Annotated in this window: 24 protein-coding genes, 1 tRNA gene and 1 pseudogene; 7 read left to right on the forward strand and 19 right to left on the reverse strand. The window is 67.6% G+C overall.

Annotated features, from left to right (window positions below; all coding sequences use genetic code 11):
• Positions 1-138 precede the first annotated feature (138 nt).
• The 16 genes from EDC64_RS13300 to EDC64_RS13375 form a co-directional block, all read right to left on the reverse strand.
• A complete protein-coding gene (locus EDC64_RS13300) occupies positions 139-396 on the reverse strand; it encodes a 4Fe-4S dicluster domain-containing protein (RefSeq protein ID WP_132032102.1) in 258 nt (85 codons plus the stop codon).
• Entirely contained in the window at positions 393-1,481 is a 1,089-nt protein-coding gene (locus tag EDC64_RS13305; RefSeq protein ID WP_165933762.1) for an NAD(P)/FAD-dependent oxidoreductase, read from the reverse strand. Before EDC64_RS13305 ends, EDC64_RS13300 begins: the two co-directional genes overlap by 4 nt.
• A gap of 17 nt (positions 1,482-1,498) precedes the next feature.
• Positions 1,499-1,951 carry a Rieske (2Fe-2S) protein gene (locus EDC64_RS13310; RefSeq protein ID WP_132032105.1) on the reverse strand — a complete coding sequence of 151 codons (453 nt, stop codon included), beginning with the start codon at positions 1,949-1,951 and terminating at the stop codon, positions 1,499-1,501.
• A 3-nt stretch (positions 1,952-1,954) separates the two neighbouring features.
• Positions 1,955-3,076 carry an amidohydrolase family protein gene (locus tag EDC64_RS13315; protein ID WP_132032107.1) on the reverse strand — a complete coding sequence of 374 codons (1,122 nt, stop codon included), beginning with the start codon at positions 3,074-3,076 and terminating at the stop codon, positions 1,955-1,957.
• Entirely contained in the window at positions 3,069-4,145 is a 1,077-nt protein-coding gene (locus tag EDC64_RS13320) for an amidohydrolase family protein (protein ID WP_132032109.1), read from the reverse strand. The genes EDC64_RS13315 and EDC64_RS13320 overlap by 8 nt, the downstream gene beginning before the upstream one ends.
• A gap of 216 nt (positions 4,146-4,361) precedes the next feature.
• Positions 4,362-5,186 (reverse strand): phosphodiesterase, encoded by an 825-nt coding sequence (locus tag EDC64_RS13325; RefSeq protein WP_132032111.1) that lies wholly within the window; start codon positions 5,184-5,186, stop codon positions 4,362-4,364.
• 4 nt (positions 5,187-5,190) lie between these two features.
• Positions 5,191-6,240: an ABC transporter ATP-binding protein gene (locus EDC64_RS13330; protein ID WP_245504690.1), complete on the reverse strand. Its 1,050-nt coding sequence runs from the start codon at positions 6,238-6,240 to the stop codon at positions 5,191-5,193.
• The gene (locus EDC64_RS13335; protein ID WP_132032113.1) at positions 6,237-7,043 is read right to left on the reverse strand and encodes an ABC transporter permease; all 807 of its coding nucleotides are present in this window, start codon (positions 7,041-7,043) and stop codon (positions 6,237-6,239) included. Before EDC64_RS13335 ends, EDC64_RS13330 begins: the two co-directional genes overlap by 4 nt.
• Before the next feature lie 4 nt (positions 7,044-7,047).
• A complete protein-coding gene (locus EDC64_RS13340; RefSeq protein WP_132032115.1) occupies positions 7,048-7,866 on the reverse strand; it encodes an ABC transporter permease in 819 nt (272 codons plus the stop codon).
• 55 nt (positions 7,867-7,921) lie between these two features.
• Positions 7,922-8,944: an ABC transporter substrate-binding protein gene (locus EDC64_RS13345; RefSeq protein ID WP_207916062.1), complete on the reverse strand. Its 1,023-nt coding sequence runs from the start codon at positions 8,942-8,944 to the stop codon at positions 7,922-7,924.
• Positions 8,945-9,053: 109 nt separating this feature from the next.
• On the reverse strand, positions 9,054-10,106 hold the full coding sequence (locus EDC64_RS13350; RefSeq protein ID WP_132032117.1) for a LacI family DNA-binding transcriptional regulator: 1,053 nt from the start codon (positions 10,104-10,106) through the stop codon (positions 9,054-9,056).
• Between the two features lie 226 nt (positions 10,107-10,332).
• Positions 10,333-10,590 (reverse strand): hypothetical protein, encoded by a 258-nt coding sequence (locus EDC64_RS13355; protein ID WP_132032119.1) that lies wholly within the window; start codon positions 10,588-10,590, stop codon positions 10,333-10,335.
• Between the two features lie 684 nt (positions 10,591-11,274).
• On the reverse strand, positions 11,275-11,937 hold the full coding sequence (locus tag EDC64_RS13360) for a hypothetical protein (RefSeq protein WP_132032121.1): 663 nt from the start codon (positions 11,935-11,937) through the stop codon (positions 11,275-11,277).
• A 109-nt stretch (positions 11,938-12,046) separates the two neighbouring features.
• Positions 12,047-12,136, reverse strand: a tRNA-Ser gene (locus EDC64_RS13365).
• A gap of 339 nt (positions 12,137-12,475) precedes the next feature.
• Positions 12,476-13,330, reverse strand: a complete 855-nt coding sequence (dapD, locus tag EDC64_RS13370; protein WP_132032123.1) for a 2,3,4,5-tetrahydropyridine-2,6-dicarboxylate N-succinyltransferase — start codon at positions 13,328-13,330, stop codon at positions 12,476-12,478.
• A gap of 72 nt (positions 13,331-13,402) precedes the next feature.
• Positions 13,403-15,007 carry a peptide chain release factor 3 gene (locus EDC64_RS13375; protein ID WP_132032125.1) on the reverse strand — a complete coding sequence of 535 codons (1,605 nt, stop codon included), beginning with the start codon at positions 15,005-15,007 and terminating at the stop codon, positions 13,403-13,405.
• 362 nt (positions 15,008-15,369) lie between these two features.
• Between EDC64_RS13375 and EDC64_RS13380 the strand changes: the two genes are divergently transcribed.
• Both EDC64_RS13380 and EDC64_RS13385 read left to right on the forward strand, forming a co-directional pair.
• On the forward strand, positions 15,370-16,497 hold the full coding sequence (locus EDC64_RS13380; RefSeq protein ID WP_132032127.1) for a helix-turn-helix transcriptional regulator: 1,128 nt from the start codon (positions 15,370-15,372) through the stop codon (positions 16,495-16,497).
• 87 nt (positions 16,498-16,584) lie between these two features.
• Positions 16,585-16,992, forward strand: a complete 408-nt coding sequence (locus EDC64_RS13385) for a hypothetical protein (RefSeq protein ID WP_132032129.1) — start codon at positions 16,585-16,587, stop codon at positions 16,990-16,992.
• Between the two features lie 24 nt (positions 16,993-17,016).
• Here EDC64_RS13385 and fdxA read toward each other — a convergent pair whose 3' ends face one another.
• From fdxA to EDC64_RS13400, 3 genes are all read right to left on the reverse strand, one after another.
• On the reverse strand, positions 17,017-17,352 hold the full coding sequence (gene fdxA / locus EDC64_RS13390; RefSeq protein WP_132032131.1) for a ferredoxin FdxA: 336 nt from the start codon (positions 17,350-17,352) through the stop codon (positions 17,017-17,019).
• A 68-nt stretch (positions 17,353-17,420) separates the two neighbouring features.
• On the reverse strand, positions 17,421-17,711 hold the full coding sequence (locus tag EDC64_RS13395) for an RNA-binding S4 domain-containing protein (RefSeq protein WP_245504691.1): 291 nt from the start codon (positions 17,709-17,711) through the stop codon (positions 17,421-17,423).
• Entirely contained in the window at positions 17,712-21,137 is a 3,426-nt protein-coding gene (locus EDC64_RS13400; RefSeq protein ID WP_132032133.1) for a helicase-related protein, read from the reverse strand. It abuts the gene before it with no gap.
• 338 nt (positions 21,138-21,475) lie between these two features.
• On the opposite strand from EDC64_RS13400, the gene EDC64_RS13405 reads away from it, so the two are divergent.
• The 5 genes and pseudogenes from EDC64_RS13405 to EDC64_RS23705 all read left to right on the forward strand — a co-directional run.
• Complete coding sequence (locus EDC64_RS13405; RefSeq protein ID WP_132032135.1) at positions 21,476-21,790, forward strand: hypothetical protein; 315 nt, start codon at positions 21,476-21,478, stop codon at positions 21,788-21,790.
• A gap of 50 nt (positions 21,791-21,840) precedes the next feature.
• The gene (gene metX / locus EDC64_RS13410; protein WP_132032137.1) at positions 21,841-23,049 is read left to right on the forward strand and encodes a homoserine O-acetyltransferase MetX; all 1,209 of its coding nucleotides are present in this window, start codon (positions 21,841-21,843) and stop codon (positions 23,047-23,049) included.
• Positions 23,046-23,708 carry a methionine biosynthesis protein MetW gene (gene metW, locus EDC64_RS13415; RefSeq protein ID WP_132032139.1) on the forward strand — a complete coding sequence of 221 codons (663 nt, stop codon included), beginning with the start codon at positions 23,046-23,048 and terminating at the stop codon, positions 23,706-23,708. The genes metX and metW overlap by 4 nt, the downstream gene beginning before the upstream one ends.
• 92 nt (positions 23,709-23,800) lie before the next feature.
• The gene (locus tag EDC64_RS13420; protein WP_132032141.1) at positions 23,801-25,276 is read left to right on the forward strand and encodes a PAS domain-containing methyl-accepting chemotaxis protein; all 1,476 of its coding nucleotides are present in this window, start codon (positions 23,801-23,803) and stop codon (positions 25,274-25,276) included.
• Positions 25,277-25,333: 57 nt separating this feature from the next.
• Positions 25,334-25,572, forward strand: a pseudogene (locus EDC64_RS23705) (IS481 family transposase); the annotation flags it as partial.
• Positions 25,573-25,625: the final 53 nt, after the last annotated feature.

Here is a 25,625-nt window from a genome sequence, read left to right on the forward strand (position 1 = left end):
GGTTTCCGCCTGCGGCGGATTGGCGTTTCCTCGTTCCGCGCATTGGCGGTTTTTTCGTTTTATTTTTATAAACTTGGATTTTGATTGTTTTTTCAGAGCTATTTTTTGATTTTATACTTTGACTTATCTGACTGACCGTCAGGTGTAGAAGGCCGCATTTTCACGGACCGATGCGGCTTGGTCGGGCGGCACCGTCGCTTTGGTATAGATCGCCTCCATGGGGCACACGGTGCGGCAGGCGTCGCAGTCGATGCACAGCCGCGGGTCGATGAACAATTGCTCCACGGCCTCAAAAGCCTCGTCCTCCGGCGCCGGGTGGATGGCATCGACCGGGCAGACCTCGACGCAGGAGGCGTCCTTGCTGCCGATGCAGAGGGTGGTGATGACATAGGTCATGCGGCGCTCATGGCGGGTTCGCCGGCCGTCACCCCCGGCACGCCGGCACTGGTGGAATGCTCCGGCTGGAGCTCAGCCTCCGGGCGGATGGCGGCCATGGCATGGGCGACGGCGGTGGCCGCCTCGCCGAGGCCGGTGGCGATGAGCCGGATCTTGCTGGCGCTCGCGGCGATGTCGCCGCAGGCCCAGATGCCGGGCAGGCTGGTGGCCATGCGGTCATCCACCAGCACCCCGCCATCCCTCAGCGCGAAGCCCCACTCCGCCAGGGGGCCGAGCCCGGTGACGAAGCCGAGCTGGACGATGAGATCGTCGACCTCGACGCGCAGCCCCTCCCCGCCCTTGGCGGCGGGCGCAAGTGTCACCTCGCGCAATCTCTGATCTCCGTCGAGGTCCTTGACCAGATAGGGCACAGCGAGCCGGATGCGCCCCTCGGAGACGGCCGCGTCGATCAAGGCGGCCGTGTGGGGATGCGCGCGGAAGCGCTCGCGCCGGTGGACCAGAACGACGTCGCGGGCGATGTCCTTCAGTTCCAAGGCCCAGTCGCAGGCACTGTCGCCGCCGCCGACGATCATGACGCTGCGGTTCGCGAACGCCTCCTTGTGCGCCACGAAGAAGGTGAGGCCGCGGCCGGCCCATGTCTCGGCGTCGATGCCGGGCAACGGGCGCGGCGTGAAGGCGCCATGCCCCGCCGCCAGCACAACGGCGCGGGAAAGGAACACGCCGGCAGTCGTCTCAACCGCAACCACCTCTTCCGTGTGACCGGGATGATGGCGGCGCGAGATGGAAAGGGCCGTGGTGGAAAGGTGCACCGGGATCTTGAACTGATCGATCGCCTGCTCCGCCAGCCGATCCACCAGATCGCGCGCCTTGATCATCCGGTAGCCGGGAATGTCGTAGATCCATTTGTCGGGATAAAGCGCGGTGAGCTGCCCGCCGATGGTCGGGAGCGAATCCAGGATCCGGCAGGATGCGCGGCGCATGCCGGCCCAGAAGCCCGCGGAAAGCCCCACCGGGCCGGCGCCGATGATCGTGATGTCGCAGACGCGGCCCGCATCTGCGGGCGCCGCATCGGTCTCTCCCGCCATGCTCGCTCCGCGCGTCATCACACATCCACCACGACGTAGGCGTCCTCGACGCGTATGGGGTAGGTCTCGACGGTGTAGGGGCCCGGCTGGCGTGCCTCGTGCTCGATTTCCTTGACGCCGCAGCCGATCACCTCCCCGCCGGCGAGCACCGCGGCCTCGTAAGCGCGCACCCGCACCCGATCGGGGTCGAACCAGCTCCGCCCGGTGCGCAGATCGAACTCCCAGGAATGCCACGGACACCGCAGGAACTCGCCGCGCCGCGCATAATCGAACTCGCCCGGCTGACTGGACCGCACGATGCCGCCGAGTTCGCCCTGGCAGAGCGGGCCGCCCGCATGAGGGCACTGGTTACGGACGGCGAAGAATTCCCCGTCGATTCTGAACACGCCGATGGACCGCCCGGCGACGGTCACGATCATCCGGTCGCGGGTCTCGAAATCCTTCAGGGGGGCAATGACGTAGCGCGACATGGATCATTCCTCCCTCGGCGAAAGGCCATAGAAGGCGCGGGCATTCTCCACGAAGATCTTCCGGCGCAGCGGCTCGGGCAGCTTCTCCAGGACGCGGTCGGGATTGTCGTAGTCCCAATGGGGATAGTCGGTGGCGAACATCAGCATCTCGTCGCTCTCGAAATGCTCGATCACCTGAAGGATGTGCCGCGGGTCCGGCGCCTCCTCCATCGGCTGAGTGGTGAATCGCACGTGCGCCCGCACCAGGTCGGAGGGTCGGCGCGTGACATGCGGCACCTCGTCGGCGAGCCGTTTCAAGTGCTTGTCCATGCGCCACATGAGGGCGGGCAGCCAGGCGAAGCCGCCTTCCACACACACGAGCCTCAAGCCCGGAAACCGCTCGAACACCCCTTCGCAGACGAGGCTGATGAGGTGGGACTGGAAGACCTGGCACATATTGGTGTGGTCTTCGAAATAAAAGGAGGGCCAGCCCGAAGATGTGATGGGGTTTTGACTGTATCCACCGAAATGAACGGCGATGGGCAGGCCGCACGCCTCCGCCGCCTCATAGATCTTCCAATAGCGCTTGCGGCCCATCGGCTCGCGCGTGCGCGGCTTCATCAGAACCTGGATACAGCGCTTATCGTCCGCCATCCGGCGGATTTCCTCGGCGGCGAGGTCGCCGTCCTCGTAGGGCACTAGGATCGAGCCGCGCAGGCGATCGTCCGCGGCAAGCCATTCGGCGGATTGCCAGTCGTTCATGGCGCGCGCCAGCGCCGCGTCATAGGCGCTGTTGAGCTGGTCGCCGACCCGCGAGAGACAGTTGAGGATGCCGTATTCGACGGGAAGCGCCTCGAGGTGCTGGGCGCGGAAGAAGCCGAAATCGGCTCCCGCCGTGAGACCGGAGGGCGGCGCCGCATCCTTGCGCTTGCCGACGCCCGCAAGGCGCGGATACGGAGCGCCGTGGAACGCCAGCACCGGATTCGAGCGGTGGCCATACGTGCGGTGGTGGTTGTGCCAGCGCGGATCGAGATAGCCCATCAGCACGGCATCCGACTGAATGTAATTGTGGATGTCGCAATCGATGAAGGGCTGGCGTGCCTTGGTCCGCGCGGCGCGCGCGGGGCGGTCCTTGACCTCAAGCATGGAAGCGGTACGTCCTTTCGGCGTTCGCAAACAGGAGGTTCCGTACCGCGTCCGGGGAGAGGCCAGCAGGGAGCGGGCCTTCCGCGTCGTAGTGCCAGTGCGGATAATCCGAGGAGAACAGCAGCATCTGGTCGGACTGAATGTGATCGATGGTCTCGACGAGCCGACGCAGCTCGCTCGGTTCGTCGAGCGGCTGGAGGGTGATCCTCAGGTGCTCACGGATGATCTCCGACGGAAGGCGATCGACCCACGGCACCTCGCGGCGCAGGCCCTTCCAGTTCTTGTCCAGCCGCCACATGAGAGAAGGCAGCCAGGTGAAGCCGGATTCCGCGAACACCACCTTCAGGCCAGGCACCTTGGCGAACACGCCCTCTGCGACCAGGCTCACGAGCTGGCCCTGGAAGCCTTGGGCCACCGCCAGATATTCCTCCACATAATAGGTCGGCCAGCCGGCCGGAGTCGGCGGTTGGCCCGCGCCCCCGCCGCCGGCATGGATGCAGACCGGAAGCCCGTGGCGTGCGGCGGCCTCGTAGATCGGCCAGTAATAGCGCCGCCCCACCGGCATCTGCGTGCGCGCCGGGAGCAGCACCTGGACGAACCGCCCGTCGGCCGCGCGGCGCTCGATCTCCGCGACCGCCGCGTCCGGGCTCTGGGGCGCGACGACGATGGAAGCGGAGAGCCGAGGGTCCCGGCTCAGCCAGGCATCGGCGACCCAGTCGTTGACGGCGCTCGCCATGGCGGCCGCCCAATATTCGTTGTAGAGCGCCGGCACCCCGTAAAGGCAATTGAGGATGGCGCGCTTGGCGCCGGTGCGGTCGAGCACCTGCGCGATCAGCGCCTCGGGATCGGCGCCCGGCGGAAAGCCGGCTCCCCGCGCTTCGGGACGGGCGGCGATCGCGCTGTTTACGGGATAGTAATTCGGCTCCAGGCTCGGATCTCCAGCCTCCGCCATGAAGTCCTGCCAATAGTCTGAAAGGTACGGATAAAGCACCTTCACGGACGGGACGGCGTTATGGACATCGCAATCTATTGCTCCGGCAAGGCAGCCGGAGAATGCCAAGGTTTTCATTTTTTTCGCTCACCTTTGCCGGGAGCGTATCAAGGCGACTTGGCAGCGACCAACAACGAAACGAGATGAGCTCATGCCGAAACCGCATAGCCCGTGACAGCGGACCTCAGGCGGCAGACCGCCGGACATGCGGGAGATGGCGGATGTGAGTGCGGCCCCGGCGCCGCGCCTCCCTCCGGCGGATAGCAGGCGGGTCGGACCTGCGCTCTCGTGGCATCAAGCCGTGCCGTCCAGCATGCGCTTGTCCGCACCAAAGAAGGGATAAGGACCCGCATGGGCACCGACGAAGCTCAGATGGGTCACGAGCCCGCCATCGGCGAAACGGTGCAGATGAAGGCCCGGCGGCTCCATGTGGAAGGTCGGCGGCGCGGCGGGGTCGAGGTCCAGGCTGACCGCATGGGCCGGCGAGGGGCAGATGGAGGCCGGCCGACCGGCGAAGGCGGCCAGAACCGTGCGGTGGACATGGCCGCACACCAGTGCCAGCACCTGCCCATGCCGGCGCAGCACCGTCTCCAGCGCAGCCGCGTCCCGCAGATTCTGCACGTCCATATGACGGATACCGGTCGCAAACGGCGGGTGGTGGAGCGCCACGAGGCTGGGTCGGGCGGGCGCCGCGGCGAGGACCGCATCCAGCCATGCCAGCGTGCCGTCGCCCAGTTCGCCATGGGGCGCTGTGGGCACGGACGAATCCAGCATCACCAGCCGCACCGGGAAATCGTCCACCGCATAGTTCAGCTTGCCGCCCGCGGCGCGCGCGGCGATGTCGGGGAAGGCCGCGGCGAGCCCTGCCGCGCTGTCGTGATTGCCGGGAATCGGAAAGACCGGCATCGGCAAAGCGGCGGTGAGGGCCTTGAACCGCGCATATTCCTCGGGCCGGTCGAAGTCTGTGAGGTCGCCGGTCACGATCAGAACATCCGGGCGCGGGCGGAGCGCCGCGAGATGCGCCACCGCATCCTCGAGAAAGGCGGCGGTGTCCACGACGCCATAAGCAAGGCTGCCCGGTGCGCGGATATGGGTATCGGTCAGTTGGGCGATGAGCATGGTCTCAGATCGGCACGAGGCAGGAGGGATCGAGGATGAGGCCGACCACGTCGCCGACGAAAAGCGGCTCCTGCGGGCCGGCCTCGACGATGATGCGGGTGTCCCCCGCAGTGAGCACGACGCGCTGGCGCGGGCCGAGGAAGTGTACCTGGGTCACGGTAAAGCGCAGCGGCGCCTCCTCCGGCCGGCAGATGCGCGCGCTCTCCGGACGGAAGGCCAGTGCCGTCTTCGCGCTGTCGGCGCCCGCATGGGCAATCGCGCCCGCAGCGGTCTCGAAGCGGCCGTCGCGCCGGCTCCCGTCGAGCCGATTGGTGGTGCCCACGAAGCCGGCGACGAAGGCGTCCGCCGGCTGGAAATAGACCTCGCGGGGCGTCCCGATCTGGGCGATCGCCCCCTGCCGCATCACGACGATTCGGTCGCCCAGCGCCAACGCTTCCGCCTGGTCGTGGGTGACATAGATCGCGGTGATGGCGAGGCTGCGCAGCAGAGCGTCGATCTCGGTGCGCAGGTGTTCGCGCAGAGCCGCGTCGAGCGCCGTGAGCGGCTCGTCCAGCAGGATGGCGCGCGGCCGCACCGCCAAGGCGCGGGCGAGCGCCACGCGCTGGCGCTGGCCGCCGGAAAGCTGGTCGATCCGCCGTGCCGCCAGGGGCGCGATGCGCATCATCTCCAGCACCTCGGCGGCGCTGCGGAGACGCTCCGCTTTGGCGATCCCGCGCACCCTGAGGCCATAGGCGACATTCTCGACCACGCTCATGTTTGGGAACAGGGCGTAGGATTGGAACACCATGCCGACATGCCGCTTCTCGATCGGCAGACGCGTCACGTCGACGCCGTCGAACGTCACCGTGCCGCCTGCGTCCGGCGCTTCCAGCCCGGCGATGATGCGCAGGGTCGTGGTCTTGCCGCAGCCCGAGGGTCCGAGCAGGACCAGGGTTTCACCGGCTTCGATGGAGAGGTCGAGCGGCTCCAGGGCGCGCGTGCCGTCGGCGAAGGTCTTGGCGCAGCGCGCCAGCCGGATGGCGGCGCCGCGGCTGGTGGAAGAAGAGGTCATCATGGCCGGGCCTTCCGGTCGGTGGCCCTGCGGTCGCGGCCGGCGAACTGGATGGCGAGCAGCAGGGGAACGATCATGAGGAAGAAGACGAGCGTGTAGGCGCTGGCGATTTCGAGCCGCATGGAGGCATAGCTGTCGGCAAGGCCGACGGGGAGTGTCGGGGTCAGCGGCGTGTGCAGCATCCAGGTGAGGTTGAACTCGCCGATGGAGAGCGTCACCACCATCAGCGACCCGGCGAGGATGCCCGGCCGCGCGGCGGGCACGACCACCTGGATGAAGCGCTGCCAGGGCGAGGCGCCGAGGCTCGCCGCCCCTTCCTCCAGCGTGCGCACGTCGACCGCCGCCAGCACCGCCATCACCGCGCGCAGCATGAAGGGCAGGGTATAGAGGACGTGGCCGACGAGGATGAAGGCGTCGCTCGCGCGGAACGCCCGGATGCCGCCATAAGCGAGGATCAGCGCCAGCGCCAGCGCGAGGCCGGGAATGGCCACCGGCAGGGTGACGATCTCTTCCACGAGCCGCGTCAGGCGTCCGGGCTTGCGCACCAGCGCCCAGGCCGCAGGAACGCCGATGAGGAGGGTCACGGCGAGGGTGCCGAGCGCGAGTGCGATCGAGCGGAAGATGGTCGGCGCATAGAGACCCCAGACCTGTGCCACCCAGTCGAGGGTCAGGCCGGAGCGCACGCCCTGGAAATAATTGACCGTCACGCCGGCCAGGATGGAGGTGACGGCCGGCACCACCAGGAAGGCGGCGGCGATCAGCGTCACGAGAAGCTGAAAGGCGAAGACGAGCGGGTTCGTGCCCATCGCCTCAGCCCGCCGCCGCAACGCCGGATCCGGCGAAATTCCGGGTTGCCGCCAGCACGCCCCAGGTGATCAGCCCGAGCGCCAGCGACAGGGCGCAGGCGGTGGAGAAGTTCGCCGCCAAAGTGAACTCCGTGTAGATGGTCATCGCCAGGACATCGATCCGGGTCGCCAGCGTAAAGGCCGTGCCGAAGGCGCCCATGGCGGTGGCGAAGGCGATCGCGCCCGTCGCCGTCAAAGCCGGCGCGAGGCCCGGCAGGATCACGTCGCGCAGCACGGCGAAGCGCCCGGCGCCCAGCGAGCGCGCCGCCTCGCTCAAGGCGGGATCCAGCTTCTCGACCGCCGCCATCAGCGTCACCAGCACGCGCGGCAGCGAGAAATAGACATAGCCCGCAAACAGGCCGGCCATGGAATAGGCAAAGACCAGCTTGCCGAGGCCGAGGCTCTGGGTGATGCCGCCGATCAGGCCCTGCCGACCGGCGAGCAGGATGATCATGAAGCCGACCACCACGCCGGGAAAGGCCAGCGGCAGCGTCAGCATGGAGACCAGCAAAGCGCGTCCGGGAAACCGGTTGCGTGCCAAAAACAACGCCACCACCACGCCGATCGCCAGCGTCGCGAGGGTGACCCCGGCGGACAGCGTCAGCGTGGCGAGGAGGGTCGCGACATGGCGCGGATTGGTGAGGATGACGAGATATTCCGCCATCCCGTTCGGCCCCTCCCCCGCCACCGCCACCACCCGCACCAAAGGCAGCAGGAAGAAGGCGAGGACGAATGCGCCAAGCGGCAGAAGCAGGATCCAGGCGAGCCGGTCGGCGCTGTTCATGCCGGGCCTCCGGAGAGGCTGCAGCCGGCGAACCGGCTGCAGCGAGGGGGAAAGGTCACTTCACCTCGGCGAGGTAGCGATCGGAGAAGCCCTTCTGCACGCCTTCCATCTTGCCGTAATCCACCGGCTTGGCGCGGGCATAGTCGGTGGCGGGCAGGAAGCGATCGGCCACTTCCTTCGGCAGGGGCACGTCGCGCACCGGGCGCAGATAGGCCGCCGCCCACATGGCCTGCCCCTTGTCGGACAGCACATAGTCGAGGACCTTCTTGGCCGCCTCGGGATGCGGATCGTTCTTCACCATGGTCATCACATAGGGAACGACCAGCGTGCCTTCGCAGGGAATGACGAAGGCGAATTTGCCCTTTTCGCTGTATTTGGCGCGATAGGCGTTGAAATCATAGTCGAACAGGATCGGGATCTCGCCCGACACCACGCGCGCATAGGACGTCTGCTTGGGGACGATGGGCTGGTTGGCCGCGAGCTTCTTGAAGTAGTCGATGCCCGGGTTGAAATTGTCCAGCGAGCCGCCGAGCGCGGTATTGACGGCCACCGCGCCGACATAGCCGACGAAGGCGCTGGACGGGTCGAGATAGCCGACCATTCCCTTATATTCGGGCTTCAGGAGATCCGCCCAGCAGGCCGGCACCGGCGCGCCGCCCAGCGCTTCCGTGTTCACGAACAGGCCCAGCGTGCCGGAATGGATGGTGAACCAATGGCCCTGCGGGTCCTTGAGGCCGGCGGGGATCTCCGAAAAGTGCTTCGGCTCATAGGCCTGGGTGACGCCGGCATCCTTGGCCTTGATGCCGAAGGTGACGCCGAGATAGGCGACGTCCGCCACCGGGCTCGCCTTCTCGGCGATCATCTGGGCGAGCGACTGGCCGCTATTTTTGTTGTCGGGCGGCACCTCGACCCCAGTATCGGCCTTGATGGCCTTGAGCATCCGGCCCCAATCCGCCCATTCGGTCGGGCAATTGTAGCAGATGGCGTCCGCCGCGCTCGCCGCGGGCGCCGTGACGGGCAGCAGAGCGGCCGCCAGAAGCGGCGCCGCAAAGAGGCTCTTCATCGCTGAGAGTTTCATGCCGGGGTCTTTCCAGTTGGTCGAAGGAGATCACGCCGGACCAGGTCGTCCGGGCGCGGGGTGGACGCGGCTACGCGACCCGGCCCACCGGCCGGGGATGGTCGCCTGTTCAGGCGGTCAGGGTGGCCAGCGGGCCGATCCCGGTGTCTTCGGGCGCAGCGGCGATGGACTCGCCGAGACGCAGGCGGAACGGCAGGTGCTCGACGGCACGCAGCCCGGTGCACGCGATCAGCTCGAACAAACGCTGCACGGCCCTCTCGCCCATCAGGCGCGTGGGCTGGTCGATGGTGCAGAGCGAAGGTGAGACAAGCCGGCCGATGGAGATGCCGTCGAACCCGGCGACAGAGATGTCCTGCGGCACGCGCAGGCCCATATCCCGCACGGCGGCGGCGATGGAGAGGGCGAGCAAATCGTTGGAGCAGATCAGCGCGCTCGGACAAGGCTGCACGGCGAACAGGGTTTCGAGCGCCACGCGATGGGCGGCGACGTCCGCGAGATAGTCCAGTTCCAGGACCGGCGCGGCCTGAAGCCCGGCCTCGCGCATGGCGAGGGCATAGCCCCGGTAGCGCAGGCGCGACCGGTCGGAGGAGGAGAAGCGCCCGCCGACGAACAGGATGCGCGCATGTCCCTTGTCGATGAAGGCGCGCGTCAGCGTCCGCCCGGACGCTGCATTGTCTACGGTGACCGCGGCGCGACCGCTGCGCTGCGGCTCGTTATAGACGAGGACATAAGGGATGCCCGCGGTGTCCAGATGGTCGAGGGTGGGGTTGGAATCGGGATCCGCCACGGTCATCACCAGGCCGGCGACGCTCTGGGCGACGAGCGTGTCCACCAGTTCCCGCTCGCGGCCGGGATCGTAGTCGGTGGCGGTGACCAGCAAAACGTGGCCGTGCTTGCGCGCCTCCGCCTCGATGCCGGCCACCGAACTGGCGAACACCGGGTTGGTCAGGCTCGGAATGACGACGCCGAGGGTGCGCGTGCGCAAGGTCTTCAGCGACCGGCCGATCTCGCTCGGACGGAACCCCAATTCCGCCACGGCCGCCCGCACCCGCGTTTCCGCCTCGACGCTCGCCGGCCCGGTGCCGTTCATGACCCGACTGACCGTGGCGATGGAGCACCCCGCCATGCGGGCGACGGTGCGGATGGTGACGGGGCGGGGCAAGGGCGATCCTGGCTGCTGCACGCCGGTGTGTAACCGGTTTCACAGCGCTGCTACCGGACCCCCGTTACAGGGATGTGACGCCCCATTCGCTCGGCTGCCAGGGCAGAGCCTGGCGCCGTCTCGAGCCGGCGCGCGAGCAGCCGATGGCGGGGGAGGAAATTGCCCCTGACGGCATCGTAAGCCAGCCCCGCGCAGTGCGCGCACCCCAGAGCTTCTCAGAGGCAATTCACGGTCTTCTAAAGGGCGTCTTGTTGCCCTTGCTGCGGCGCCAGGCCAGCCACAGCGCCAAAGGCGCCGAAAGGATGGGGTGATAGAGGAGAAGGCCCGTGACCACCCATGACGCGCGAGATACGCCATCAGGGCCAGGAAGGTCGGGCAGGGTGAAGAAAGACAAACCGTTGAACGCCGTGAAGAACCACTGCAGAGGCAGGCCTGTGAAGAGCCAGACCACCCATTGGCCGACATACCACGGGGGAATCTTCATGTGTCCGCCTGCTCCGGCATTGGCTTCGCTTTCGCCATTTTCTTCGCCCGCTCATCGCGCCGGACTTCGGCCCCACCCCAGTCCGACGCGCGAGCCCGTACCTCGATGGTCGCGGCCCGATCGTCCGGCATCGGCGTCACACAGGGCTTCATGACCGTGGTCCCGCTGGCGCACCGGGCATGACGTCTCGATCCCGATCAGAGCACCCGGAAGGCCGGAGCGCCACTCCGGGGATCGAAGCCGATGTCGCGGCCGAAGCGTCGGCCACCCATGACCGACGTCCGGCCTGCCTCGCGCGGCTCCCAGGCACCCGCGAGGGCGGCGTGCCGATGAGGACAGCCACGGTGCTGAAGAAAACACACTGCCGGGCTCAACGCCATCCGCGATCAGGCGAAGGCGAGCGCAGCCGGGGCCGCTTCGGAACTCGGAGGCCGGGCGGTCGCCCGGCGGATGCTCGACAAGTGCGCCGGCGCGGCGCATCGGCGCGCCGGCGCATCCGGACCTTGGGCGGCCGCGATCGCCGCGACCATCTGCGCCCAGCGCGTCGAGGTCGCCGAGGGCGAGGTTCGGATCATGAGATCGAAGACCCGGCTGCTCCAGACGCTTGAATTGGAAGATGACGTAAAAGCAATGCCCCTCAGAGACTGAAATGGCGGGGAGATAAGAACTGGGGTCGAACCTTCTCTATGGCAGATTTCTATTCGGCCCTATCAGATCAGAACCTCTATCCACTGCCTCGGGAAATAATTGGGCCGCCCGCCCCATCAGGATAATCAGATGCGAAACAGCTTGCCAACATATTTCGTCGCATCGCTCTATGTCATTAACGGACTTCGAAGCTGTGTAGCCGCCTAGGCCATCCCCTAGCCTCGCGACTTGGCTTCTTGCCCCCAGTGGATCTGCGTGGACGATTGAGTTAAAATGCTGGGTAAGTAGCCTCGCCTGCATCTCGCTTTCATCAGCGGTTCCACTCTGACCATTGATCGCGGCAAGCATCTTGTGTAGCGGCGGCCTCGATTTGTGCGGCCACCCAGCCTCCCAAAGAGGCAATGCGCTTGGACTCTCGCACAGATAACTTATTACTACCGCCCGCTCCATAAGCGGCCGCAGCAGTATCTCGGCCGAAATGAGATATGCTTGTCTAATAAGCTCTCTAATGCTCAGGGCGATCGAAAATCCATGGGGTATCAATTCCGTCGCGGCTATTTGGAGAGGAGTTAGGGTTCTGTTGTGCGTCCAGGGGCCGATCTTGCTGTTTTGATCCATTGCGACCTGTATAACTTCATCGAAATGGAATACTGATCTTCTGCCTAGATATGGCTCGTCATCTGGCGTGAAGATGGCCATCTAGAAAGCCTCGCTTATGTGCGGGACCAGGCCACACAGGAGATCAATATTACATCGAGCGTAAGTCAGGGGCACCGATAAAATTCGTTGCCGACTGCTCTCGAGTAAATGGCGGAGAGAGAGGGATTCGAACCCTCGATACGGTTTCCCGTATACACGCGTTCCAGGCGTGCGCCTTCAACCACTCGGCCACCTCTCCGCAGCACACGCAGATGCGCGCGGAACTCTTGAGCCCAATCCGACCGGGGCGAAACGACCCGATCGCTGAACCAGCCTCGTCCTGTTAGAGAACGCGTTCCCGATCGACCTGCGCTGCAGTTCGGCCGGAACGCGCTCCAGAAGGCGAATGTGTCGGAAACGCCGCAAGGCACCTTCGACCACCCGCCCCTCTTCCCCGCCGCGCGGCTGCGCACGGGGTCCCGGATCCTGAAGACGATGGACGACGCCGGTTGATGCGCCGCCCCCGGGGCAAGGCGGCGGAATATAGCGGTTCGCCGGGCGCTGGCAAGCCGCCCGGCGCCACTTTTCCGCCGCCGGATCAGTCGCGCAGGAGATCGTTGATCGATGTCTTGGCGCGGGTCTGCTCATCCACCCGCTTGACGATCACGGCGCAGGCGAGCGACGGGCCGGGGCTGCCGTCGGGAAGCGGCTTGCCGGGCAGCGTGCCGGGCACCACCACGCTATAGGCCGGCACCTCGCCGATGAAGATCTCGCCGGTCTCACGGTCGACGATCTTGGTCGAGGCGGAGATGAACACGCCCATGGACAGAACCGCGCCGCGCCTCACGACGACGCCCTCCACCACTTCGGAGCGGGCGCCGATGAAGCAATCGTCCTCGATGATCACCGGTCCGGCCTGAAGCGGCTCGAGCACGCCGCCGATGCCGACGCCGCCGGAAAGGTGGACATTCTTCCCGATCTGCGCGCAGGAGCCCACCGTCGCCCAGGTATCGACCATAGTCCCCTCGCCGACATGCGCCCCGAGATTGACGAAGGACGGCATCAAGACGACGTTCGGCCCGATATAGGCGGAATGGCGCACAATCGCCCCCGGCACGGCGCGGAAGCCGGCCTTGCGGAAGTCCGCGCTGTTCCACTTTTCGAACTTGGACGGCACCTTGTCCCACCAGGCCGCGCCGCCGGGGCCGCCGGTGATGATGTTCATGTCGTTCAGACGGAAGGACAGAAGGACCGCCTTCTTCAGCCATTGATGCACGGTCCAGGTGCCGTCGGCGGCCGGCGCGGCGACCCGCGCGGTGCCGGAATCGAGCTGCTTCAGCGCCTCTTCCACCGCCTCGCGCACCTTGCCGCGGGTGGAAAAGTCGATCTCCGCCCGCTTCTCGAAGGCCGCATCGATGATTTCCTCGATCCCCGGATCGTCATGCTTGGACATGGAACTTCCTCTGTTGGCGGCGGTGCTGCGGCACTAAGGTGCCGCCCTGCGGCAATGTCAACGCGGGCGCGCTCAGCCGCGCTCCTTCACCGCCAGGAATTTCAGCTTGGGCCATTCCTCGATCGCGCGGTCGAGCACCCATTGGCTGCGGGCGAGATAGACCGGGGCCTGGTCCCGGTCGAGGGCGATCGAAAAGCGGTTCGCGTCGATGAAGCGGTCCATCTCGGCCCGCTCGCCGGCGATCCAGCGCGCCGTGACGTAGGACACCGACTCATAGCGGATCGGCACGCCATATTCCTTGTCGAGCCGCGAGGAGAGCACGTCGAGCTGAAGCGTGCCGACCACGCCGACGATTGGCGCGGGATCGGCGACCGGGCGCAGCACCTGGACCACGCCCTCCTCCGCCATGTCCTGCAGCGCCTTCTGGAGCTGCTTGGCCTTGATCGGATCGGCCAGCAGGACCCGGCGCAGAATCTCGGGCGCGAAATCGGGAATCCCCTCGAACCGGATGGTCTCGCCCTCCGAGAGCGTGTCGCCGACCCGCAGCATGCCGTGATTGGGGATGCCGATAATGTCGCCCGCCACCGCCTCGTCCACGGTCTCGCGCTCCTGGGCGAAGAAGAAAATCGGGTTGGCGATCGCCATCTGGCGCTTCTCGCGGGCATTGAAGAGCTTCATGCCGCGCTTGAAGGTGCCCGAGCACAGCCGCACGAAGGCGACGCGGTCGCGGTGGTTCGGGTCCATATTGGCCTGAACCTTGAAGACGAAGCCGGAGACGTTCGCCTCCTCGGGCTGCACGATGCGGCCATTGGCGGTGCGGGGCAGCGGGCTCGGGCCGAAACCGCCGAGCCCGGCCAGAAGCGCGGCGACCCCCGCTTCCTTGATGGCGCTGCCGAAAAAGACCGGCGAGAGATGGCCTTCGCGAAAGCTGTCGAGATCGAACGGCGGCAGGATGCCGAGCGCGAGGCTCAATCCCTCCACGCTTTCGGCGAGGATGCGCGGATCGACGCCGTCGAGGCCGATCAGGTCCTCGGGCGCCGCGAACGGCACGATGCGGGTGAGCGGGCCGCCGCGCTCCTCGGCGAACAGCGCACGCTTTCCGGGCACGTCGATCAGGCCGCGAAAGTCCGTACCCATTCCCACCGGCCAGGTGAAGGGCGTGAGGTCGAGGGCGAGGGTGGCGGAGATGTCGTCCATGAGCCCGATCGGATCCAGGCCCTCCCGGTCCACCTTGTTGATGAAGGTGAAGATCGGAATGTCGCGCAGCCGGCAGACTTCGAACAGCTTGCGGGTCTGGCTTTCGATGCCCTTGGCCGCGTCGATCACCATCACCGCCGCGTCGACCGCGGAAAGGGTGCGGTAGGTGTCCTCGGAGAAGTCCGAATGGCCCGGCGTGTCGAGCAGGTTGAAGACGATGCCGTCGCGCTCGAAGGTCATCACCGAGGAGGTGACCGAGATGCCGCGCTGCTGCTCGATCTCCATCCAGTCCGAGCGGGTGCGGCGGCGCTCGCCGCGCGCCTTTACCTGCCCGGCCTGCCGGATCGCGCCGGAGGCGAGCAGCAGCTTCTCCGTCAGCGTGGTCTTGCCCGCGTCGGGATGGGAAATGATCGCGAAAGTGCGCCGGCGGGCATGATCGGCCTCGTGCGCGGCGGGGGAGGAGACGGTCGGTTCGAGCATGGCCGCTATATAGGACCAAACCGCGCCGGGCGGAACGCCGAACGCACGCGCGGGGGCATCGGCCTAAACCCCCGGTCAGGATCTGCTCGGCGCGCGCATTCGCCGCTTCCCAGGCCGGTGCGGCGAGACACGCGGAAGCTGTCGCGCGAACAAGGCGCCACCGCCTTGGCTTGCCATTGCCCTGTCTTGCCATTGCCCTGTCTTGCCGGCACGTTAACGTCGATACCGAGATCGGTGTGACCGTCGGCGCCGGTGGCTTCCCGGGTGACGGCCACGGGCCGGAGATCGTGCCGCGAGGCGGAGCGGCCGCCGGCGCCGCCTCCGGATGAAAGCCGGACCGGGCGATCTGAGGAAAGCGGGGCGTGCGCGTGCCGGATATCGACCTCTTGACCACCGTCGACCTGCTTTATGCCGCGGCGCTGGAGCCGGACCGCTGGCCGGAGGCGCTCGATGCGATCTCGCGCTCGGTCGGTGCCATCGGCACCAGCATGGTCCCGGTCGGCCCCGAAGGCACGGTCCGCTCGATGGCGTCGGACTCCCTCCTGGAGGCCAATGCGCAATATCAGGCGGAATGGTGGCAGCGCGATACGCCGACCCGGCGCCTCGTGACCCGGGGCATCCGGCCCGGAGCGGTGGGCACCGACCGCCTCGTGATGGAGGAGGAGGAGATTCGGCGCGATCCCTTCTACCAGGACTTCCTGAGACCCCACGGCATCGCCCAATCGATGGCCACCGTCGTCGCCCTGGGGCCAGGACAATTGCTCTCCGTCGCCACCCAGCGCGGCCTCGGCAGAGGCCTCTACAGCCCGCAGGACGTCGCGGTGCTCGCCGCCCTGGCGCCGCATATCGCACGGGCTCTGACGCTCGCCACGGCCCTGGCGGACGCCCGCCGCCTGGCGGACGATTTTTCCGGCGCCCTCGAGCGGATCGCGATGGGCGTCGTGACGCTCGATGGCCGCGGCAAGGTGCGAACGATGAACCCGCTCGCCCGGCAGATGATGGGCGACGGCTTGACGGTGGTCCACGGCACGGTGCACGCAACCCTGCGCGCCGACGATGCGCGCCTTCAGGCCGCGATCAAAGCCGCGCTACCGGGCGACGATCTTCTTCCCGCACGCGGCTTTCTCGTCCACCGCGCGGAGGGGCGGCCGCCTTACCATGTCGAAGTGGCGCCTCTTCGGCCGCGGCTCGACACGCTGGAGCAGGTGGCGTTTGGAGACGGCGGGGCCATGTTGCTGATCCGCCGCCTCGATCCCACGCGCAAGAGTGTGGCGCACTATCTGGCAGCGATGGGGCTGACACCGGCCGAAATCCGCCTCGCCGAGGCGCTGGGGCAAGGCGCGCGCCTGCGCACGGCCGCCGAGTTGCTCGGCATCGCCTATGAGACCGCCCGGACGCATTTGCGATCGATCTTCAACAAGCTGGACGTGCGCCGGCAGTCCGAATTGGTGGCACTGGTCACGCGCCTGTCCGGCATGGTCTCGCCATAGCCGAGCGGCGGGCTGCAGCGAAAAATTCAGCAAACGTCGTCGATGATCCGTCGTCACGGCGGGGCTTTGCCGCCGCGGGAGAAACCGATGCGCAGATGGATCGGGGCGGGAATCACCGCCGCCGTGCTGGGAATGGCGGGCGAAGCGGCGGCGCTTCTCGCGCCGCACTATTACGAGGACGCCCGGCGCACCGCACCGGAGGTGATCGTGATCGCCGTCGCCGCGGTCGCGCCGCCGCCGGCACCGTTCGGCGATTGCGCGGTGTCCGGCGCGGTACGGCGGGTCGAGCGCGGCGGTCTCTACGGGCTCGGCCAAAGCGTGACGATCGCCGTTCCCTGCAGCAGGCCGGGCGCGCACCCGCCGATCGGGGGCACCATCTGGCGCACGCCGGACACGCTGGCGACGCCGTTCGGCCGCGCCTATCTGGACGCGGCGGGCACCCTTATTCTGTCGCAATACGAGCCGCTCGCCGCTTTGCCCGGCGATCGCGACTGACCGACGGAGACGCCGGCCGCGGCGTCAATCCCCGGTGCCCGGCTCGGCGGAGAACAGCTCTTCCTTGCCGGGCTTGCCGTCCCAGTCCTTGGCATCGTCGGGCGCGTCGCGCTTGATCGTGATGTTCGGCCACACCTTGGCGTATTCGGCATTCAGGCCGAGCCATTTTTCGAGGCCGCTCTCGGTGTCCGGCTTGATCGCCTCGGCCGGGCATTCCGGCTCGCACACGCCGCAATCGATGCATTCGTCGGGATGGATGACGAGCATGTTCTCGCCCTCGTAGAAACAGTCCACCGGGCACACGGACACGCAGTCCATGTATTTGCAGCGGATGCAGTTCTCGGTGACGACATAGGTCATGACACGTTCCTCTCGCAGCGCCGGTTAGCCCGGGCGCCCCGGCCGCGCAAGCGCGTTGTGGCGCGACGTTATTTACCTAACAAATCCGTAATATCTTCGAATGTCTCGACTGCTGATGTAGCATCCCCGCGACGCTCCGCAAAGCCGACCACGCGCAACACGCGGACCGCATGGTCGAGGCTGACCGTCACGACCTGCCCGACCTTCACGGCATAGCCGGCGCTGGTCACGCGCGTGCCGTCGACCCGCACATGGCCGGTGCGAACCAGGTCCGCCGCGGCGGACCTGGCCCGGACAACACGCGTGTGCCAGAGCCAGATGTCGAGCCGCTGGCGCTCCTGCGGGGCGATGTCCGCCACTCAGCTTCCCTTCTTCTCCGCCTCCATGCGCGCCTTCAGCGCGGCGAGGGCGGCGAACGGGCTGTCCGGATCCGCCGGCTTGTCGCGGCGACGCTCCTGGTGCTGCGGCGGGCGGTCGGGACGGGGACCGCGCGGCCCCTCGCCTTCGCGCGGACCGCGGAACTGCGGGCGATCCTGACGCTCTGGGCGGTCCTGCCGATCCGGGCGGTCGGGACGATCCTGGCGGTCGGGACGATCCTGACGCGGCGGACGGGCCTGGCGTTCGCCGGCCGGTTCCGACGACGGGGCGCCCCCGGCGCCCGGGTGCGGACGGCCGCGGCGATGCTGCGGACGGCCCTCGCGCCGGTCCGCGCCCTCGCCCCCCGGCTGCCCGTCCCGCGACGGCCTGTCGCGGCGCGGCGCACCCGGCGGACGGCCGGGACGCCACACTTCGATCAAAGCCGGCTCGGAGGCGTCCTGACCCGCATTGCCTTCCACGGCGCCGCCTTCGGGCGCCGTGGCAACGGCTTCAACATAGCTGGCCGCGTCCGGCGCGGCGGCATCGGCCTCAGCGGCCTCCGCAGCCGACGCGTCGTCGCTCGCCACGACCTCGCTCGAAACCTCGTCACCCACCGATGCGTCGCGCGCCACGTCGCTTTCAGGTTCAGCGGATGCGGAATCGTCTGCCCCCGCCTCGCTTGCGGCCGCGTCGGCATCCCGAGCGTCTGTGTCCGGAGCGTCTGTGTCCGGAGCGTCGGCATCCGGAGCGGCTTCGGCATCCGGCGCGCCGGCTTCGTCGAGTGTCGCCTCGGCGATCGCTTCGACATCCTGTGCCGCGTCGTCAGGGGCGCTCCCCTCGGCCGAAGCCGGCGCGGCGAGATCGAACAGAAGATCCGCTTCGATTGCGCCTTCGGGCGCGGGGGCGAAGTCGGGAATTGCGGCGACCGGCGCCGCAGGGGCGCTCGGCGCCTCGGGCGGCGGTGCGGCGCGGCGCTCCATGCGATAGCCGAGCGAGCGCAGGATCGAGGCGAAATCCTCGCCCGAGCAGCCGGCCAGGGACGTCATCCCGACCGTCACGGTGAACCCGCGTCCGTCCACCGCGCCCGGCGGCTTCGGCCCCGGCGATTGCGGGCGCCAGGCGAGCGCCGGGCGGATCAGATCGGCGAGCCGCTCCAGAATGTCCACCCGCACCGCCCGTTCGCCGCACACCCGGAAGCCGGCGGCGCGGTAGAGGCCCTTCTGGATCTCGACATCGACCGGGATCGAGGTGCGTCCGGACGCGGCCAGGCTCGGCAGCTCGTCGAGCCCCTTCTGGGCGAGGCCGCCATGCTTCAGGGCGTAGAGTTCGAGCGCGAGGGCGCGCGGCGCCGGCTTCATCAGAGCCGGCAGATAGAGGTGGTGGGCCCCGAACCGCACGCCATATCCGCGCAGGGTGGCGCGCGAGGGCTGATCGAGGGTCTTCATCTCCTCGGCCACCCGGGTCCGCTCCAGCACGCCGAGGCTCTCGACGATCTGGAAGGCGATTCCGCGCGCGATGCCCGCGAGGTCCTGCGCCTCGGCGAGCTTGGTCAGCGGGCCGAGCAATTTGTCGACATGCGCCTTCAGCCAGAGCGCGAGGCGCGCATCGACGAGGTCGCGGGACGGGCCGGTCAAATGCTCGTCGGCGATGATCTTGAAGCGCGGACGCAGCACCTCCTCACCGGGGATGAGCTTCGCCACCGGCTCGCCGATCCAGCGCACCGTGCCGTCGGCGGTGAGCACGAAGGCCTCGTCGGCCGCCGCCGAGAGCCGGGCCGCGCGGGCCTCGATCTCTCCGGCGAGCGCCTTTTGGGCCGCAGCGCGCAGCGCCTTCGCCTCCTCCCCGCCAGCGGTCGGGTCGGGCGCGAACTGGAAGCCCTGGAGATGGCCGATCATGTGGCCCTCCACGGTAACGTCGCCGGTCTTGCTGATCTCAGTTTCGAGCATCGTATTCTCTCGCAGGCGCCGCATGAGCAGGCTGGTCCGTCGGTCCACGAAGCGTTGTGCCAGCCGCTCGTGCAGTGCGTCGGACAGCTTGTCCTCGACCCCTCTCGTGACGCCTTGCCAGTGTCCTGGATCCTTTAGCCAATCGGGGCGGTTGGCCACATAGGTGAGTGTCCTCACCTGCGCGATCCGTCTCGACAGCGTGTCGATGTCCCCTTCCGCGCGATCGGTCAAGGCGATTTGACGCGCGAACCACGCATCGGGCAACTGCCCACCCGTCCCGACATGGTCGAAAAGCGTCCGCAGGAGCTCCGCATGGGCCCCTGGAGAGATCTTTCGATAGTCCGGAACCTGACACACGTCCCACAGCCGCGCGATCACGTCCGCCCTGTCCGCGCGCGCCGCCACCTCGGGCTCGCGGCTCATGATTTCCAGCACTTGCACGTCGTCGCCGGTCGGCGCGCGGGTCAGCCCCTCCTCCCGCGGCGGGACGGCCAGGCTGGCCTGGAGCGCCGCCAGCGAGGAAAAATCCGGCACGGCGTTGCGCCACTGCAACACCGCGGCAGTCTCGAAGACATGGCCCTCCAGCCGCTCCACCAATTCGGTCTCGAAAGGCGGGCAGCGGCCCGTCGTGCCGAAGGTGCCGTCGCGCGTGGCGCGGCCGGCGCGCCCGGCAATCTGCGCCATTTCGGATGGATTGAGGCGGCGGAACTGCCAGCCGTCGAACTTCCGGTCGGAAGCGAACGCGACATGGTCGACGTCGAGATTGAGGCCCATCCCGATGGCGTCGGTGGCGACCAGATAGTCCACCTCGCCGCTCTGATAGAGTTCGACCTGGGCGTTGCGGGTGCGCGGCGAGAGGGCCCCCATCACCACCGCCGCGCCGCCGCGCTGGCGCCGGATCAGTTCGGCGATGGCATAGACCTCCTCGGCCGAGAAGGCGACGATCGCCGAGCGCGGCGGCAGCCGGGTGATCTTTTTTTCGCCCGCAAAGGACAGGGTCGAGAGGCGCGGGCGCACCACGCTGTTGATGCCGGGCATCAGCCGCTCGAGCAGCGGGCGCATGGTGGCGGCCCCGAGCACCAGGGTCTCGTGGCGGCCGCGCCGGTTCAGCAGCCGATTGGTGAAGACGTGGCCGCGATCGAAGTCGCAGGCGAGCTGGATCTCGTCGATGGCGACGAAGGCGACGTCGAGGTCGCGCGGCATCGCCTCGACCGTCGCCACCCAGTACCGAGCCTCGGGCGGCTTGATCTTCTCCTCGCCGGTGATCAGCGCCACATGCTTGGCCCCGACCCGCTCGACGCAGCGTTGATAGACCTCGCGCGCCAGAAGGCGCAGCGGCAGGCCGATCATGCCGCTGGAATGACCGAGCATCCGCTCGATCGCGAGATGGGTCTTGCCGGTATTGGTCGGGCCGAGCACCGCGGTCACGCCGCGCGCCCGGACGGTGCGCGGCAGCACCGCGAGTTTGGTCACATCATCCATGGGCGGGGCGGGAGGTCCGGCGCGTGAGGGGCCTGTGTATCATATTGGGACCGAGGGACCACAGTGCCACCCGTAGAGGCACGGGACGCGAACGAAAGGCGCGCGAATCGCTGCTGCCCGCGAGATCCCGCTTCGTTCCCCCGCCTGCCCGACCGTCCCGGATCGGGATGCCGGACCGGCCGCGCGGGGAACAGAAGCGGCCGAAACGGGACCGAATCGCGGCGGCGTGCGCGATCCCGCTTTGTCCGCGCGGAACTCGAGCGCGGCCGGCGTGTTTCCCTTCAAAGCGTCGCATGGCGGCGCCCCGACAGCGCCTTCGGCGCCGACAGGAGACTCTCATGCGCCGTGCCGTCCTCGCAGCCGCTGCCCTGATCTTCCTCGGCGCGCTCCACGCCGGCCCTGCGAACGCGCAGACCGGGACCGACCCCACCGTCCGTCAGCCGACCGGGGCGCTGGTCCCCTCGCCCTCCGCTGTCCCACCGGCCCGCGACGATGATCGGCTCGGTCCGGATCCCGCCGCCACCGGCAGCATCGATGCCCGCGACACCCGCGGCTTGCCGCAATCCCCTCACAACCTCAACGTGTTCGGCTGCCGCGAGATCGATCCGTTGTGCCAGGAGAGCCCGGGCGTTACGCCCGACGCCGGCCGCTGACCCGCCGCCCTCGGCTTGACACAAGCGGCCTTCGGTCGCTTGGTGGCGCGATGGATCGGTTGATCAACATCGCGGCCCCGCCGCTGGATACGGAGGAGGCGCGCGCACGGCGCGAGGCGGACGCCCCTCATTCGCCGGTGGCCTCCTTCCCCGGCGAAACCCTCCGGCTCGATGCCGGACTGGTGCTTCACGATCTCCAGATCGCCTATCAGACCTATGGCGAGCCCAATGCCGCGCGGACCAATGCGATCCTCGTCTGCCACGCTTTGACCGGGGACCAGCACGTCGCGAACGTCAATCCGGTCACCGGCAAGCCGGGCTGGTGGGAGACCTTGGTCGGCCCCGGCAAGCCGATCGACACCGAGCGCTTCTATGTGATCTGCGCCAATGTGCTCGGCGGCTGTATGGGCACCACCGGCCCCTCCTCCACCAATCCGCAGACCGGCCGCCCCTACGGCCTCGACATGCCGCTCGTCACCATCCGCGACATGGTGAACGCCCAGGCCATGCTGCTCGACCATCTCGGCATCGAGCGGCTGCTCTGCGTCGCCGGCGGGTCGATGGGCGGCATGCAGGTGCTGCAATGGGTGGCGAGCTATCCCGAGCGCGTCGTCTCCGCCCTGCCGATCGCCACCGCCGCGCGCCATTCCGCGCAGAACATCGCCTTCCACGAGGTCGGCCGCCAAGCCGTGATGGCCGATCCCGACTGGCACGGCGGCCACTATCTCCAGTTCGGCGTCACCCCGCATCGCGGGCTCGCAGTGGCGCGCATGGCGGCCCACATCACCTACATGTCGGACCAGGCCCTGCACCGGAAGTTCGGTCGGCGGCTCCAGGACCGGGCGCTGCCGACCTTCGGCTTCGACGCCGACTTCCAGGTCGAGAGCTATCTGCGCCACCAGGGCGAGAGCTTCGTCCAGCGGTTCGATCCCAATTCCTACCTCTATGTCACGCGCGCCATGGATTATTTCGACCTCGCCGCGGAATATGACGGGGTGCTCGCCAACGCCTTCCGGGGCAGCAAGACGCGCTTCTGCGTGGTCTCCTTCACCAGCGACTGGCTGTTTCCGACCCAGGATTCCCGAGCCATCGTGCATGCCCTGAACGCCTCGGGCGCCCCCGTCTCGTTCGCGGAGATCGAGAGCGACAAGGGCCACGACGCCTTCCTGCTCGACGAGCCGGAACTTTCGGATATCACCCGCGGCTTCCTGGACAGCGCCGCCAAGACCGCCGGACTGCCGGTGGCCCGCGACCGATGACCGGCTTCGCCTGGACCCGCGCCCAGCCGCTCGACGAGACCGCGGTCCGCACCTCGGGCGGGCGCGTCGACCTCGTCGTGGTCGCCGAAATGGTGGCGCCCGGATCGCGCGTGCTCGATGTCGGCGCGGGCGACGGCGAACTGCTCGATCTGCTCGCGACGACGCGCGGCTGCGACGCGCGCGGCATCGAACTCTCGCGCGAGGGGGTGAATGCGGGCGTCGCGCGCGGCCTCGCCGTGATCCAGGGCGACGCCGATGTCGATCTCGCCCATTATCCCGACGACGCCTTCGACTATGTCATCCTCTCCCAGACCCTGCAGGCGACGCGGCGGCCGCGCTGGGTGCTGGAGCAGATGCTGCGCATCGGCAGCCACGCCATCGTCTCCTTCCCCAATTTCGGCCACTGGCGCTCGCGCTTCGATCTCGTCGTGCACGGCCGTATGCCGGTAACCGAGAACATGCCGATCGCCTGGTACGAGACCCCGAACATCCATTTCTGCACCATCCGCGACTTCGTCGAACTGGTCGAAGTCCTGGGAGCGCGCATGGAGCGGGCGGTGGCATTGGATTCCTCCGGCCATCGCGTGCGCTTCAACATGCCCTGGTGGGTGTGGAACCTGCTCGGCGAACAGGCCGTGTTCCTGCTGACGCGCAAATAGCCCTCCACCCCATCTCCCGCGCCGCGCAAGGCTCACGCAAGGTGAGCCGCGCAGAACCGAGATCGACTTGCTCGGATCGGATGGGTGCAGCGATGTTTGGACGGTTTGTTGAGGCGGCGCAGGCCCTGCGGGCGCTCGACCGCTCGCTTGCGACCATCGAGTTCACCCCCGACGGGGAAATCATTACGGCGAATGCAAATTTCCTCAAGGTAATCGGCTACACGCTCGACGAGATCAAGGGCAAGCACCACAGCCTGTTCGTCGACCCGACCTATGGCCGGTCGGAAGACTACAGGCACTTCTGGAAACACTTGAAGAGCGGGCAGTTCTATGCCGGCGACTTCAAGCGTGTGGCGAAGGGTGGCGCCGAGATCTGGCTCACGGCCACGTACAATCCCGTGCTGGATTCAGCAGGCCGGGTCTACAAGATCATCAAATTCGCGGCGGACATCACCGACGGCAAGCGGATCAATGCGGACCGGGAGGGCCAGATCGCCGCCATCGGGCGCTCGCAGGCCGTCATCCACTTCACCATGGACGGCATCATCACCGACGCGAACGAGAACTTTCTGCGCGCGCTCGGATACACGCTCGACGAGATCAAAGGAAAGCACCACTCCTTGTTCGTATCCGCGGATGATCGCGACAGCCAAGACTATCGCAATTTCTGGCGCGCGCTCGGGGCCGGCACGTTTCAGCAAGGCGAGTTCAAGCGCATCGGCAAGGGACGGCGCGAGGTCTGGATCCAGGCGACCTATACCCCGATCGTCGACGACGCCGGACGGCCCTTCAAGGTGGTGAAGTTCGCCACCGACGTCACCGACGCGGTCGAGCGGCGGATGCGCCGGGAAGAGATTCAGAAAGCCATCGCGCAGGATCTCGCGCGGATCTCGGAGGAAGTCCGAAACACCAATTTCCAGGCGGCCTCGGCCTCGGCCGCCACCGACCAGACGGCGAACAACGTTCAATCGGTCGCCGCCGGCGCGGAGGAACTCGCGTCCTCGGTGGAGGAGATCCGCCGCCAGGTCCACAAATCGAGCGCACTGGCCGATGCCGCACAGACGGCCGGCTCGCGCACCAACGCGATCGTCGGGCAATTGACGGAGGCGGTGCAGAAGATCGGCAATGTGGTCAATCTGATCGACAAGATCGCCGAGCAGACCAATCTGCTGGCGCTCAACGCCACCATCGAGGCCGCCCGCGCGGGCGAATCCGGCCGCGGCTTCACGGTGGTCGCCTCCGAGGTAAAGACGCTGGCGGGCCAGACCTCCAATGCCACCGGCGACATCGCGCTGCAGATCCAGAGCGTGCAGCGGGCGACCGGGGAGGCGGCGCAGGCTTTGGCGTCGGTGACCGAGACGGTCGCCGACCTCAGCGGCATCGGGGCGGTCATCGCCGCCGCGGTCGAGGAGCAGACCTCCGTGACCCGGGAGGTCGCGGCCAATATGGGCATGGCGGCCCGCGCGGTGGAAACCGTGCGGCAGAATGTGAAGGCGATCGCCGCCGCCACGAGCCAGATGGAGGAGTCCACGCGCAAGGTGCAGGAAGCCTCCTGCGCGATCGCCTAGATGTTTGATCCCGGGCTTTGATGGTGCAGTCTTTTCGCAGGAGTGGAAGGAAGCACTATGGGCCGGGTTCTTCATGGGAGCGCCCAAGGACGGGGGCGGTCCGTCGAGCGATACAGCATAGTCAAGAGAGCCTGAGGGCTCTGGCAAAGCGCTAAGGGATCAACCAAAAGACCGTGGCCGAGAGGAAGAAGCGGATCTCGGTCGCCGATCTGCCGACGGGTCCGAGGGACCCGACATCGACCGTGCTGTCGATCGAGAAAGAGGCGATCATCGTCGCTTTCCGGCGGCATACGCTCCCGGCCTCATACCGGCATTCAGGCGTGCACTTGGGAGCGTTTGCCTTTGGCGC

Source organism: Aquabacter spiritensis (assembly GCF_004346185.1).
GTDB lineage: Bacteria > Pseudomonadota > Alphaproteobacteria > Rhizobiales > Xanthobacteraceae > Aquabacter > Aquabacter spiritensis.